This window comes from Galactobacter caseinivorans, from assembly GCF_003640665.1.
Taxonomy (GTDB): domain Bacteria; phylum Actinomycetota; class Actinomycetes; order Actinomycetales; family Micrococcaceae; genus Galactobacter; species Galactobacter caseinivorans.
In genome coordinates this window covers 237,915-250,140 of record NZ_QQXL01000001.1, presented here as the reverse complement: position 1 = coordinate 250,140, position 12,226 = coordinate 237,915, and the positions used below count along the sequence as shown (strand labels likewise).

The following is a 12,226-nucleotide window of genomic DNA, read 5'->3' as shown; positions in this document are numbered from 1 at the left end:
CGGACCATGCGGTCCGGGGCTTCTTCGGTCTTTCTTAAGCGAGGCGCCCGGCTGGGGCGTCACACCCAGTGAGGGCGCCGCGCCTTGGCTACTCGACCGTGACGGACTTGGCCAGGTTGCGCGGCTGGTCCACATTCAGGCCCTTGGCCCCGGCCAGCTCGCAGGCAAAGATCTGCAGCGGCACCACGGTGAGCAGCGGCATCAGCAGCGTCTTGGTCTCCGGCACGCGGAAGACCCACTCGGCAAAGTCCTGCACTGCCTCGTCGCCCTCTTCGGCGATCACCAGCGTCTTGGCGCCGCGGGCGCGGACCTCCTGGATGTTGGAGACCACCTTGGAGTGCATGGAGTAGCGCCCACGGGGTGAGGGCACCACCACAAAGACCGACTTGCCCTCATCAATCAGGGCGATGGGGCCGTGCTTCAGCTCGCCAGCGGCAAAGCCCTCCGCGTGGATGTACGCCAGCTCCTTGAGCTTGAGCGCGCCTTCCATGGCCACGGGGTAGCCCACGTGGCGGCCAAGGAACAGCACGCTCGTGGTGTCCTGCATGGCACGGGCCAGCTCCTTGACCTCATCCTCGCGATCCAGGATGGACTGGATCTTGGCGGGGATGGCGGCCATGTCAGCCAGGGTGTCCGCGATCTCTCCCCGGAACAGGTTGCCTCGCAGCTGGGCCAGGTACAGTCCAAGCAGGTAGGTCGCGGTAATCTGCGCCAGGAAGGCCTTGGTGGAGGCCACGGCGATCTCCGGGCCGGCGTGCGTGTACAGCACCGCGTCAGACTCGCGCGGGATGGAGGAGCCATTAGTGTTACAGATGGCCAGGGTGCGGGCGCCCTGCTCCTTGGCGTAGCGCAGCGCCATGAGCGTGTCCATGGTCTCGCCGGACTGCGAGATGGTCACGACCAGGGTGCTGGGGCTGACGATGGGGTCGCGGTAGCGGAACTCGTGGCTGAGCTCCACCTCCACGGGCACGCGGCACCAGTGCTCAATGGCGTACTTGGCCACGTGCGCGGCGTAGGCGGAGGTGCCACAGGCCAGGACCACGATCTTGTCGATGGCCTTGAGCTCGTCCGCGTCGATGCGCAGCTCGTCCAGGGCCAGGCGGCCGTTGGAGTCAACGCGGCCAAGGAGCGTGTCAGCCACGGCCTGGGGCTGGTCGTGGATCTCCTTCGCCATGAAGGAGTCAAAACCGCCCTTCTCTGCCGCTGCGGCGTCCCAGTCCACCGTGAACTCGCGGCCCTGGGCCGGGTTCCCGGCAAAGTCGGTGACCGTGTAGTCATCAGGGGTGATCGTGACGACCTGGTCCTGGCCCAGTTCCACCGCGCGACGGGTGAAGTCGATGAAGCCGGAGACGTCAGAGCCCAGGAAGTTCTCGCCGTCTCCCAGGCCCACCACCAGCGGGGAGTTGCGGCGGGAGGCCACCACGACGCCGGGCTGGTCCGCGTGCACGGCCAGCAGGGTGAAGGCACCCTCCAGCTTGGCGGAGGTCAGGCGCAGCGCCAGGGTCAGGTCCTCGGCGGCCTCGCCGTGGTACACCTCGCCCAGGAGGGCGGCAGCGACCTCGGTATCGGTCTGAGAGAGGAACACGTGCCCGCGAGCCACCAGGCCCTGCTTCAGGGTGGAGAAGTTCTCGATGATGCCGTTGTGAATCACGGCAAGCTTGCCGCCATCCGCCAGGTGCGGATGGGCATTCTCGTTGGTGGGGCCACCGTGGGTGGCCCATCGGGTGTGCCCAATGCCGGTGTTTGAGGCGGGCAGGGGGTTCTCATCGATCTCACCGAGCAGATTGGCCAGCTTTCCGGCCTTCTTCCGCGAGGTGATCTCTCCGTCGGCAACGACGGCCACACCGGCCGAGTCGTAACCGCGGTATTCGAGGCGGCGAAGCCCCTCCAGAACAACGTCAAGAGCCTTGGGACCCGACGCGAGGTCGGTCCGGCCTGCATAACCCACGATTCCACACATGAACACCATCTTAACGGCGAGACCCCTCAAAATTTTGCGACCCAGAACACGTCGGTGAACAATGGCCAACGTGAGTCAACACCGAGCAGTGACCAGGTCCATGGGCCTGGGAGACAATTCCGCGAGTTCCCCCTTCGTGGGACTCGAGCGCGCTACCTGGGCTCGGTTATCCGATGAGCTGGAGCAACCGCTCGACGACGCGGACGTGCGCCGCCTCTCGGCGCTGGGTGACAAGCTGGACCTGGACGAGGTCCGCGAGGTGTATTTGCCCCTGTCCCGCCTCTTGGCGCTGTATGTGGAGGGCACCGACTCGCTGCACTCCGTGACGACCCGCTTCCTGGGGGAGCACCGGCGCCGCACTCCGTTTGTGATCGGCGTGGCCGGTTCCGTGGCGGTGGGCAAGTCCACCACCGCGCGCGTGTTGCAGGAACTGCTGCGCCGCTGGCCCGGCACTCCCAAGGTGGATCTGATCACCACGGACGGATTCCTGCATCCCAATGCGGAGCTCACGCGCCGCGGGATCATGGATCGGAAGGGCTTCCCTGAGTCCTACGACCAGAAGGCGCTGCTGCGCTTCATCACCGCCGTCAAGTCAGGAGCGTCCCACGTGGTGGCTCCCAAGTACTCCCACCTCACCTACGACATCCTGCCGGGAGAGCAGATTGTGGTGGACAACCCTGATGTGCTGATCGTTGAGGGCCTCAACGTGCTGGCCCCTGCCAGGCCGCGCGCTGACGGAACGGTGGGCCTTGGGCTCTCAGACTTCTTCGACTTCTCCATTTACGTGGACGCACGCACCAGGGACATCGAGCGCTGGTACGTGGACCGCTTCATGCGCCTGCGCTCGGGCGCCTTCGCGGACCCGGCCAGCTACTTTCACCGTTACTCGCAACTTGGGGATGCGGAGGCGGTGTCCACCGCCCTGGACATCTGGAAACGCATCAACGAGCCCAACCTCCGCGAGAACGTGCGTCCCACCCGCGGCCGGGCCGGCCTGGTGCTGAGCAAGGACGCGGACCACTCGATTCACCACATGCTGCTGCGCAAGTTGTAGCCGCGTGCTCCCCCGGCTACCCACGCCGCGCCGCACACTTCGCTAAGGTCCCTACACAATGTGAGGCATCTCGCCGTCGTTTCACGGCCTGATTCGCTGAATCCTGGAGGAAATACCCCTAGCATTGTCAGCATGCTCAAAGGATTCAAGGATTTCATCTCCCGTGGCAACGTCATGGACCTCGCCATCGGTGTCATCATCGGTGCCGCCTTCGGCAAGGTCGTGGACGCGCTCGTCAATAGCGTGCTCATGCCGGCCATCTCCACCCTCGTCGGGTCGCCGAGCTTCGACGACTTCCTCGTTGTCGGCGAAATCAAGTTCGGCGTGCTGCTGACCGCGCTCGTGAACTTCCTGATCGTCGCTGCTGCCGTGTACTTCGCGATCGTGCTGCCGCTGAACAAGATGGCCGAGCGCCGCGCGGCCAAGGAGGGCATCACCGCCGAAGAGGTCATGGACCCGCAGGTGGAGCTGCTCACCCAGATCCGCGACGAGCTCAAGGCCAACCCGCGCATCTGATCCCCCACCCCGTCAACGGGCCCGCCGCTGCGGCTGGCTCATGAGGAAGGCCTCGCACCCCAACGGGTGCGAGGCCTTCCTCATGCTGTGGGTTCCCGGGGGCTAGGCCAGCGCCAGCTCCGTCTGCACGGTCTGCGCCAGGGAGCGGGCCACGTCCTGGGCGGTGGCGTGGTCCGCGGCCTCCACCATCACGCGGACCACGGGCTCCGTGCCGGAGGGGCGCAGCAGCACGCGACCCTCCTCGCCCAGCAGCTGCTCCGCACGGGCCACGGCCGCCAGCACGCCTGCGTCCGTCGCTGCGGAGTCCTTGTCCACGCCTCGCACGTTGATCAGCACCTGCGGGAGCACCTTCACCACGGAGGCCAGCTCCTTGAGTGACTTGCCGGTCGCCGCCATCCGTGAGGCGATCTGCAGACCCGTCAGCACGCCGTCGCCCGTGGTGGCGTGATCCGCCATGATCACGTGACCGGACTGCTCGCCGCCCAGGTTGTAGCCGCCGGCGCGCATGGCCTCCAGGACGTAGCGATCCCCCACGCCGGTCTCCACGAGCTTGATGCCCGCGTTGCGCATGGCGATCTTGAGACCAAGGTTGGACATGACGGTCACGACCAGCGTGTCATCCTTCAGCGTCCCGGCGTCCTTCATAGCGATGGCCATGATCGCCATCTCCTTGTCGCCGTCCACGATGGTGCCCTCGGCGTCCACGGCGAGGCAGCGATCCGCGTCCCCATCGTGGGCCACGCCCAGGTGTGCCCCGTGCTCCACGACCGCGGCCTGGAGCTTCTCCAGGTGCGTGGAGCCGTAGCCGTCGTTGATGTTGAGACCGTTGGGCTCCGCACCGATCAGGATGACCTCCGCGCCGGCGGCCCGGAAGGCGTCCGGGGAGCACCCCGAGGCTGCGCCGTGGGCGGCGTCGATGACGACCTTGATGCCCTCGAGGCGGTGGGGCAGCGTTTGCAGCAGGTGCATCACGTAGCGGTCCTCCGCGTCGGCGAAGCGGCGCACACGCCCCACCTCGGCCCCCACGGGGCGCAGCGGCGGCTGCTCCAGGCGGGCCTGCATGGCGTCCTCTACGGCGTCGTCCAGCTTCTTGCCGCCACGGGCCAGGAACTTGATGCCGTTGTCCGCTGCGGGGTTGTGGGAGGCGGAGATCATCACGCCGAAGTCAGCGCCGAGGTCCGCGACCAGGTACGCGGCGGCCGGGGTGGGCAGGGTGCCGGCGTCAAAGACGTCCACGCCGGAGGAGGCCAGGCCGGCCTCCATGGCTGCGGAGATGAAGTCACCCGAGATCCGAGGGTCCTTCGCGACCACGGCGACGGGCCTGTGCCCCACCTCGGTCTCGTTGAAGCCGAGCACCACCGCCGCTGCCTGGGCCAGGCCCATGGACAGCTCGGGGGTGATCAAATCGTTGGCCATGCCGCGCACGCCGTCAGTTCCAAAAAGTCGACCCATGGAAAAGGAGTCTAGTTCCTTCGCCCGTCACCTCCCGTACAGATGCGCCGGTGAGCCGTTCTCGGGGTCTTCTCCCAGGTGCGGCGGGACGGTCCGCCTGCCCGACGGCGCGTGGTCACGCCGGTGCCCGACGCCGCGTCTGCGGGGCTTTGCGGACGCAGAAATGCCCCGCACCAAGGGTGCGGGGCATTTCTGAAACGCTGCTGGGCGAGGGCCCCGCGGCAGACAGACGCAGTCTGCATGCCGTGGGTAGCCCCCGGATCAGCGCTTGTGGATCCGAGCGCCGATCCTGGGCGAGGGCCCCGCGGCAGACAGACGCAGTCTGCAAGCCGTGGGAAGCCCCCGGATCAGCGCTTGTGGATCCGAGCGCCGATCCTGGGCGAGGGCCCCGCGGCAGACAGACGCAGTCTGCAAGCCGTGGGAAGCCCCCGGATCAGCGCTTGGAGTACTGAGGCGCCTTGCGGGCCTTCTTGAGACCAGCCTTCTTGCGCTCGATGACGCGAGCGTCACGAGTCAGGAAGCCGGCCTTCTTCAGTGCTGCGCGGTTGTTCTCGCGGTCAATCTCGTTCAGCGCGCGGGCGATGCCCAGGCGAAGAGCGCCGGCCTGGCCGGAGGGGCCACCGCCGTTGATGCGAGCGGTGACGTCGTACGCGCCGTCCAGGCCCAACAGCTTGAAGGGGTCATTGACCTCTTGCTGGTGCAGCTTGTTCGGGAAGTACTCTGCCAGGGCGCGGCCGTTGATGGTCCACTGCCCGGAGCCGGGGACGATGCGCACGCGTGCGACCGCCTCCTTGCGACGACCAAGGGCGGAACCGCCGACGGTCAGGTTGCGCTCCACTGCGGGGGCGCCGGCCTCGTCCGTGCTGGACTCGGTGGTGTAAGTCGAGGGGGTCTCCTCGAGAAGCTCGTCGTTCTGAGCCACAGTCATCTCCTTGAAGTTTCTTTAACTCTTGGGTGGCCCAGGATTACTGGGAGACCTGCGAGATCTCGTAGGTCTTGGGCTGCTGAGCGGCGTGCGGGTGCTCGGCACCGCGGAACACCTTGAGCTTGGTCAGCTGCTTCGCGGCCAATGAGTTCTTCGGGAGCATGCCCCTGACAGCCTTCTGCACGGCAAGAACGGGGTTCTTCTCGAGCAGTTCGGCGTAGTTGACGGAGCGCAGGCCGCCCGGGTAACCCGAGTGGCGATACGCCCGCTTCTTCTCGAGCTTGGCGCCGGTGAGGGCAACCTTCTCGGCGTTGATGATGATGACGAAGTCGCCCATGTCCACGTGGGGGGCGAAAGTCGGCTTGTGCTTGCCACGCAGCAGAGTTGCGGTCTGGCTGGCGAGGCGGCCAAGGACGATGTCATTGGCATCGATAATGTGCCACTGACGATCTGCGTCGTCGGCCTTCGGAGTGTACGTACGCACTGTGTATATGCCTTCGTTGACTTGTACTGGTCGGACGTCCGGCACCGAGTTGGGCGTGAGAACCGCCCGGCGCGGGCGCCGTGGTGTTGTTGTGCGCAAATCCCGGGTCTAGGTGAGGTCAGGTCCGGGTTCCACTTCGGTCTTCGCTCTGCCCGCTAACCAGTGGCCCTGCAACCGGACCGTCACGCGAGGCAGGTGGTGTCGAAGACGCACATGCACAACAGCACCCCACGTTACCCGACGGAGGGGGTTCCTTCCAAGACGAGGAGACGAGGGATACCACACAGGGGTGAAAAGGACGCCCACATCCCGCATGGACTGCTCAACGGAGGTGGCTACTGCACCTTGCGCCGCACGCGCGTGGCCTGGGCCCGCTCCCCCGCTGTGTGATCCTCTGGATAGCCCACGGCCTCCAGCACCAAGGCGTGCCCGGCCACCATGGTGGTCTTGGCATCCCTGACGCGCTCCTGCAACCGCGCGTGTGCCCACCCCGGCTCCCGCTTGGCCTCGCCAACGGAGATCAGCGCGCCCACGATGCTGCGGACCATGTGATGACAAAAGGCATCGGCGCGCAGGTGGACGCGGATCAGCCCGTCCTCCTCGTGGCGCTGCACCAACAGTTCCTGCAACTCTCGGATGGTGGTGGCACCCTGGCGCGGCTTGCAGTAGGAGAGAAAGTCATGCAGGCCAACCAGCGCGGCAGCCTCCTGTTGCATGGCCTCCACGTCCAGCTCACGGGGGTGAAAGAGGGTGTCGCCGCGGCGCAGCGGGTCCCAGCGGTCCATGCCATCGGCGATCGTGTAGGTGTAGCTGCGCCAGAGCGCGGAGAATCTCGCGTCAAAGCCGGGCGGAACCACCCTGGCCTCGCGGACCAACACGGCCCCCGATGTGCTGGCGTTGAGGATGGAATTGAGCCGGCGCACCAGCGTGGCCTCCGCATCCAGGCCGCCATCCCGCGTGACGAGCCGGCTCAGGGCCTGTTCCGTTATATCCAGGTGAACCACCTGCCCGCGCGCGTGCACCCCCGTGTCCGTGCGGCCGGCCACCACGGTGCGGGTGGGCATCCGCAGGATCAGTTCCAGCGCCTCCTCGAGGCTCTGTTGCACGCTGCCCAGCTGGGATTGGCGGGCCCAGCCATGGAAGGGGCCGCCGTCGTAGGCCAGGGTCAGGGCAAAGCGGGTGGGTGCGGGCTCGGAAGACACGCCTCCCATCGTATCTAGCGGCGCCGCCGCCAAAAAATGGGGTCGGGCCTCGCGCCCCGGGGACAGCGAAGGGGCCGTCCGACCTTGCGGTCGAACGGCCCCTTCGTGGGATGAATCAGTGCGGGCTCAGCCCGCCTGAATCACTCGCCCTGCTGCTGAGCAGCCTCGCCACCGGCGGGCTCAAAGCCAGCGGCCTTGGCGTCATCGGCGTTCTTGAACCACACCTCGGCGATCGTCTGGTCGTACCAGCGCGATCCCGGGACGTGGAACTTCATGGAGTCGGCGTTGCCCTTGATCTCTGCACCCTCGGGAGCGGAGCCATCGGCGTTGGCGGCGACGGCACCGTCAAACTTGGCGGCGGACTCCTCAGCCTTGGCGGCGTCAAAGTCGGCAGCGGCGGCGACCGGGGTCTCCTCCGTTGCCTCGGCCTTGGGGGCAGCCTTCTCGGTGGCCTTGGCGGCCTCCTTGACGACGGCCTGCTTGGCAGAAACGGGCTCCATGACGAGCTCGATCACGGCCATGGGCGCGTTGTCGCCGGCACGGTTGCCGATCTTGGTGATGCGGGTGTAGCCGCCGTCGCGCTCGGCCATCGCCGGGGCGATGTTGGCCATGAGCTCGTAAACGACACCCTTGTTGGTGCGGCTGCGAGGAGCCAGCACCGACTGGACACGACGACGCGAGGCCAGGTCACCGCGCTTGGCGATGGTGATGAGGCGCTCGGCGAAGGGACGAAGGCGCTTGGCCTTGGTCACCGTGGTGGTGATACGGCCGTGCTCGAAAAGCGAAAGCGACAGGTTAGCCAGCATGAGGCGCTGGTGTGCCGGGCTTCCTCCGAGGCGAGGACCCTTGGTGGGGGTAGGCATGGAATTCTCCTAGAAAGTGGTTCCTGCTCCGCCAGATGGCGCAGGAGCCGTTAAAGATGTGTGTGCGACTCAGGCGTCGTAGTCGACGTCGTCCACGTGAGCGGACAGGTCGTAACCGGCCGGGGAGTCCTTGAGGGACAGACCAAGGTCCTGCAGCTTGAGCTTGACCTCATCGATGGACTTGGCTCCGAAGTTACGGATGTCCATCAGATCTGCCTCGGAGCGTGCAACGAGCTCACCCACAGCGTGGATGCCCTCGCGCTTGAGGCAGTTGTACGAGCGAACCGTGAGCTCGAGGTCCTCGATCGGCAGTGCCATGTCGGCCGCAACCTGTGCGTCCGTCGGCGACGGGCCAATCTCGATACCTTCTGCAGCCGTGTTCAGCTCGCGGGCCAAACCGAAGAGCTCCACCAGCGTGGTGCCGGCCGAGGCAACGGCGTCATGCGGGATCAGGGACTCTTTGGTCTCGACATCGAGAACCAGCTTGTCGAAGTCAGTGCGCTGCTCGACGCGCGTGGCGTCGACGCGGAACGTCACCTTCAGGACCGGCGAGTAGATCGAATCCACAGGGATGCGACCGATCTCGGCGTCGACGTTCTTGTTCTGGGCCGCCGAAACGTAGCCGCGGCCACGCTCGATGGTCAGTTCCATGTCGAACTTGCCGTTCTCGTTGAGCGTGGCGAGGTGCAGATCCGGGTTGTGGATCTCCACGCCGGCCGGCGGAGTGATGTCCGCGGCCGTGACGACGCCGGGGCCCTGCTTGCGCAGGTAGGCGACGACAGGCTCGTCATGCTCGGAGGAAACAGAGAGTTGCTTGACGTTGAGGATGATCTCGGTGACATCCTCCTTCACGCCTGCCACCGTGGTGAACTCGTGCAGCACACCGTCGATGCGAACGCTGGTTACAGCGGCACCGGGGATGGACGAGAGCAGGGTGCGACGGAGGGAGTTACCGATCGTGTAGCCAAAACCCGGCTCCAGCGGCTCGATGGTGAACCGTGAGCGGTTTTCGGCGACGACCTCTTCAGTCAGGGTCGGGCGCTGTGCAATGAGCACTGATGTTGTCCTTTCAGCGAGCGTCCGCTATATGACGCAACACATGGCGACTAAGGACGACGACACCGTGGTGGTGAATCGTCGGGTGGGACCGGGGTGGTCCCGGGACGGGACGGGAACGAGCCGAACTCTGTTCAGAGTTCGGCCAGAACCCGTCCCAGCGCGCGACCCGCGATTAGACGCGGCGACGCTTGGGCGGGCGGCAACCGTTGTGCGCGCTCGGGGTGACATCCGAGATGGAGCCAACCTCGAGGCCGGCGGCCTGCAGCGAACGAATGGCCGTTTCGCGACCCGAGCCCGGGCCCTTCACGAACACGTCGACCTTGCGCATGCCGTGCTCCTGCGCGCGCTTGGCAGCCTGCTCGGCTGCCATCTGTGCGGCGTAGGGGGTGGACTTGCGTGAGCCCTTGAAACCAACCTGGCCGGCGGAGGACCAGGAGATCACGGCGCCGGTGGGATCCGTGATGGAAACGATGGTGTTGTTGAACGTGCTCTTGATGTGGGCCTGGCCCAGAGCAACGTTCTTCTTGTCCTTGCGACGCGGCTTGCGGACCGCTGTGCGTGCCTTCGGGGGCATGTTCTCTCCTACCTAAAATCCGTGGATATAGGCCGCTGAATCAGCGGGCCTTCTTCTTGCCGGCGACGGTCTGCTTCGGGCCCTTGCGGGTACGAGCGTTGGTCTTGGTGCGCTGGCCGTGGACGGGCAGGCCCTTGCGGTGGCGGATGCCCTGGTAGGAGCCGATCTCCACCTTGCGGCGGATGTCGGCGGCAACCTCACGGCGGAGGTCACCCTCAACCTTGAAGTTGCCCTCGATGAAGTCGCGCAGCTGAACCAGCTGCTCGTCGGAGAGATCCTTCACGCGGATCGACGGGTCAATGCCCGTGGACGCGATGGTCTCCTCGGCACGGGTCTTGCCCACGCCGTAGATGTAAGTAAGTGCGATGATCACGCGCTTTTCGCGCGGGATGTCTACACCAGCGAGACGAGCCATATTGGTTGTCTTCTTTCGTGTTCCCAGGAGGTGTGGAGCAGTCTCATCGTCCGGCGTCCCTGAGGGGACCCGGCCCCGGCCTCCATGGCCCGGGGGTTCTCACTGCAGTGAGCGGTGCTGGACTGCCTTTTCAGTTTTTTAACGTGTGAACCGATTCCCCGAGGGGAATCAGCCCTGGCGCTGCTTGTGACGCGGGTTGTTCTCGCAAATCACCATGACGCGCCCGTTGCGACGAATGACCTTGCACTTTTCGCAGATGGGCTTCACGCTCGGATTGACCTTCACGGCTGCATTCCTTCGTGTTGATTTGTGTGTCGGTGGGGCATCGCCCCACCGGGATTCCTAAGAAGCCCCGGTACCGATCACTTGTAGCGGTAGACGATGCGCCCGCGGTTCAGGTCGTACGGCGTCAATTCGACGACGACCCGATCCTCCGGAAGGATGCGAATGTAGTGCTGTCGCATCTTCCCTGAGATCGTGGCGAGCACGACGTGCTCGTTCTGGAGCTTCACGCGGAACATCGCGTTCGGCAGGGCCTCCGTAACGGTGCCCTCCAGTTCGATGACGCCTTCTTTCTTGGCCATGTCCTCCGCTAACGTCGGTCCCGGGAACGGTTGTACCCCAGGAATAAATGGATGACGTGGTCGCCTTTGCGCCCCCGATGACGGGCACGCAAACACAGACAACCAACGGTCAAGAATAGTACATAAATCGGGGCTGGCGAAATCCCCCGGCTCAATGGCCTTGATCACACTGTGTCAGACCCCGTTTTTGCGCTGTTCGACGCCGCGTGGCCGGGTGTTCAGCCCGCCTCGGCTCCCGAGGCGGCGCTGGTGTCAGGCCAGCGGCGACACAGTGACGCCGTAGCGTGCCAAACGCGCCGCACCGCCGTCGGGCACCGTCGACACCCAGATCCCCCGCGTGTGCACCAGCACCGTGTTCTCCCACTGGCTGGCCCGGGAGGCGTCCTCGGTGACGACGGTCCAGTCATCCTCCAAGGTCCGCGTCTCGATCTCGCCGCGCACCAGCATGGGCTCAATCGCCAGGGCCATGCCCGGCTTGATGCGGGCACCCTTGTGACCGGAGCGGTAGTTGAGCACGTCAGGGGCCATGTGCATGGCGGAGCCAATGCCGTGGCCAACGTAGTCCTCCAGGATGCCAAGGGGCGCCCCGTCCTGCGCGCTGACGTAGTCATCAATCGCGTCGCCGACCTCGCCGATGTGCCGCGCGGTCGCCAGGGCGGCGATGCCGGCCCACATGGCCTCCTCGGTGACGTCAGAGAGGCGCTGATCCTCCGGGTCGGCCGTCCCCAGGATCACGGTGCGGGCGGAGTCGGCGTGCCAACCATCCACCACGGCTCCCCCATCGATCTTGAGCACGTCGCCGTCCTGGAGCACGCGGTCCCCAGGGATCCCGTGCACCACCTCCTCGTTGACGGAGGTGCAGATGGTGGCCGGGAAGTCGTAGTAGCCAAGGAAGTTGCTCGTGGCACCGTGCTGCGCCAGCACAGCTGCAAAGACGGCGTCCAGGTCCTTGGTGGTCTTGCCCGGCTCGGCGGCGGCCACGGTGCGATCAAGCGCCTCGGCCAGGACCAGGCCAGCGGCATGCATGCGCTGCAGCTGCGCCGGCTTCTTGTATTCGATGCGTTCCAGGCCCATGGGCCCTCCTTCGGTGAATGCCGTGGGGTGTGGGCGCCGCCCTGAGGCGGGGACCCCTCCCCCA

General features: G+C 65.9%; 14 protein-coding genes. 2 read left to right on the top strand and 12 right to left on the bottom strand.

All coding sequences use genetic code 11. From position 1 onward, the window contains the following. Positions 1-88 precede the first annotated feature (88 nt). Positions 89-1,960 (bottom strand): glutamine--fructose-6-phosphate transaminase (isomerizing), encoded by a 1,872-nt coding sequence (gene glmS / locus DWQ67_RS01225; RefSeq protein WP_121484216.1) that lies wholly within the window; start codon positions 1,958-1,960, stop codon positions 89-91. 100 nt (positions 1,961-2,060) lie between these two features. On the opposite strand from glmS, the gene coaA reads away from it, so the two are divergent. Then, entirely contained in the window at positions 2,061-3,014 is a 954-nt protein-coding gene (gene coaA, locus DWQ67_RS01220; RefSeq protein WP_121483761.1) for a type I pantothenate kinase, read from the top strand. A gap of 132 nt (positions 3,015-3,146) precedes the next feature. Then, a complete protein-coding gene (mscL, locus tag DWQ67_RS01215) occupies positions 3,147-3,530 on the top strand; it encodes a large conductance mechanosensitive channel protein MscL (RefSeq protein WP_121483760.1) in 384 nt (127 codons plus the stop codon). Between the two features lie 102 nt (positions 3,531-3,632). On the opposite strand, the gene glmM is transcribed toward mscL, so the two are convergent. The 11 genes from glmM to map all read right to left on the bottom strand — a co-directional run bounded on the left by glmM (position 3,633) and on the right by map (position 12,162). Continuing rightward, positions 3,633-4,982, bottom strand: a complete 1,350-nt coding sequence (glmM, locus tag DWQ67_RS01210) for a phosphoglucosamine mutase (protein ID WP_121483759.1) — start codon at positions 4,980-4,982, stop codon at positions 3,633-3,635. 433 nt (positions 4,983-5,415) lie between these two features. After that, on the bottom strand, positions 5,416-5,904 hold the full coding sequence (rpsI, locus tag DWQ67_RS01205) for a 30S ribosomal protein S9 (protein ID WP_121484215.1): 489 nt from the start codon (positions 5,902-5,904) through the stop codon (positions 5,416-5,418). A gap of 43 nt (positions 5,905-5,947) precedes the next feature. After that, a complete protein-coding gene (gene rplM / locus DWQ67_RS01200; RefSeq protein WP_121483758.1) occupies positions 5,948-6,391 on the bottom strand; it encodes a 50S ribosomal protein L13 in 444 nt (147 codons plus the stop codon). A 335-nt stretch (positions 6,392-6,726) separates the two neighbouring features. After that, entirely contained in the window at positions 6,727-7,602 is an 876-nt protein-coding gene (gene truA / locus DWQ67_RS01195) for a tRNA pseudouridine(38-40) synthase TruA (RefSeq protein WP_121483757.1), read from the bottom strand. A 131-nt stretch (positions 7,603-7,733) separates the two neighbouring features. Then, positions 7,734-8,456 carry a 50S ribosomal protein L17, sunset domain variant gene (rplQ, locus tag DWQ67_RS01190; protein ID WP_121483756.1) on the bottom strand — a complete coding sequence of 241 codons (723 nt, stop codon included), beginning with the start codon at positions 8,454-8,456 and terminating at the stop codon, positions 7,734-7,736. 69 nt (positions 8,457-8,525) lie between these two features. Beyond that, on the bottom strand, positions 8,526-9,512 hold the full coding sequence (locus DWQ67_RS01185) for a DNA-directed RNA polymerase subunit alpha (RefSeq protein WP_121483755.1): 987 nt from the start codon (positions 9,510-9,512) through the stop codon (positions 8,526-8,528). 175 nt (positions 9,513-9,687) lie between these two features. After that, entirely contained in the window at positions 9,688-10,089 is a 402-nt protein-coding gene (rpsK, locus tag DWQ67_RS01180) for a 30S ribosomal protein S11 (RefSeq protein ID WP_121483754.1), read from the bottom strand. A gap of 40 nt (positions 10,090-10,129) precedes the next feature. Beyond that, positions 10,130-10,504 (bottom strand): 30S ribosomal protein S13, encoded by a 375-nt coding sequence (gene rpsM / locus DWQ67_RS01175; protein ID WP_121483753.1) that lies wholly within the window; start codon positions 10,502-10,504, stop codon positions 10,130-10,132. A 168-nt stretch (positions 10,505-10,672) separates the two neighbouring features. After that, positions 10,673-10,789, bottom strand: a complete 117-nt coding sequence (gene rpmJ / locus DWQ67_RS01170; protein ID WP_121483752.1) for a 50S ribosomal protein L36 — start codon at positions 10,787-10,789, stop codon at positions 10,673-10,675. Positions 10,790-10,866: 77 nt separating this feature from the next. Beyond that, positions 10,867-11,088: a translation initiation factor IF-1 gene (gene infA / locus DWQ67_RS01165; RefSeq protein WP_121483751.1), complete on the bottom strand. Its 222-nt coding sequence runs from the start codon at positions 11,086-11,088 to the stop codon at positions 10,867-10,869. Between the two features lie 252 nt (positions 11,089-11,340). Next, positions 11,341-12,162 (bottom strand): type I methionyl aminopeptidase, encoded by an 822-nt coding sequence (map, locus tag DWQ67_RS01160; protein ID WP_121483750.1) that lies wholly within the window; start codon positions 12,160-12,162, stop codon positions 11,341-11,343. Between the last annotated feature and the right edge of the window lie 64 nt (positions 12,163-12,226).

What these genes read in the sequence shown, in the direction of transcription:
- glmS (WP_121484216.1), bottom strand. Translation starts at nt 1,960, where the DNA reads ATGTGTGGAATCGTGGGTTATGCAGGCCGGACCGACCTCGCGTCGGGT.
- truA (WP_121483757.1), bottom strand. Translation starts at nt 7,602, where the DNA reads ATGGGAGGCGTGTCTTCCGAGCCCGCACCCACCCGCTTTGCCCTGACC.
- mscL (WP_121483760.1), top strand. Translation starts at nt 3,147, where the DNA reads ATGCTCAAAGGATTCAAGGATTTCATCTCCCGTGGCAACGTCATGGAC.
- rplQ (WP_121483756.1), bottom strand. Translation starts at nt 8,456, where the DNA reads ATGCCTACCCCCACCAAGGGTCCTCGCCTCGGAGGAAGCCCGGCACAC.
- rpsK (WP_121483754.1), bottom strand. Translation starts at nt 10,089, where the DNA reads ATGCCCCCGAAGGCACGCACAGCGGTCCGCAAGCCGCGTCGCAAGGAC.
- glmM (WP_121483759.1), bottom strand. Translation starts at nt 4,982, where the DNA reads ATGGGTCGACTTTTTGGAACTGACGGCGTGCGCGGCATGGCCAACGAT.
- rpsM (WP_121483753.1), bottom strand. Translation starts at nt 10,504, where the DNA reads ATGGCTCGTCTCGCTGGTGTAGACATCCCGCGCGAAAAGCGCGTGATC.
- map (WP_121483750.1), bottom strand. Translation starts at nt 12,162, where the DNA reads ATGGGCCTGGAACGCATCGAATACAAGAAGCCGGCGCAGCTGCAGCGC.
- infA (WP_121483751.1), bottom strand. Translation starts at nt 11,088, where the DNA reads ATGGCCAAGAAAGAAGGCGTCATCGAACTGGAGGGCACCGTTACGGAG.
- coaA (WP_121483761.1), top strand. Translation starts at nt 2,061, where the DNA reads ATGGGCCTGGGAGACAATTCCGCGAGTTCCCCCTTCGTGGGACTCGAG.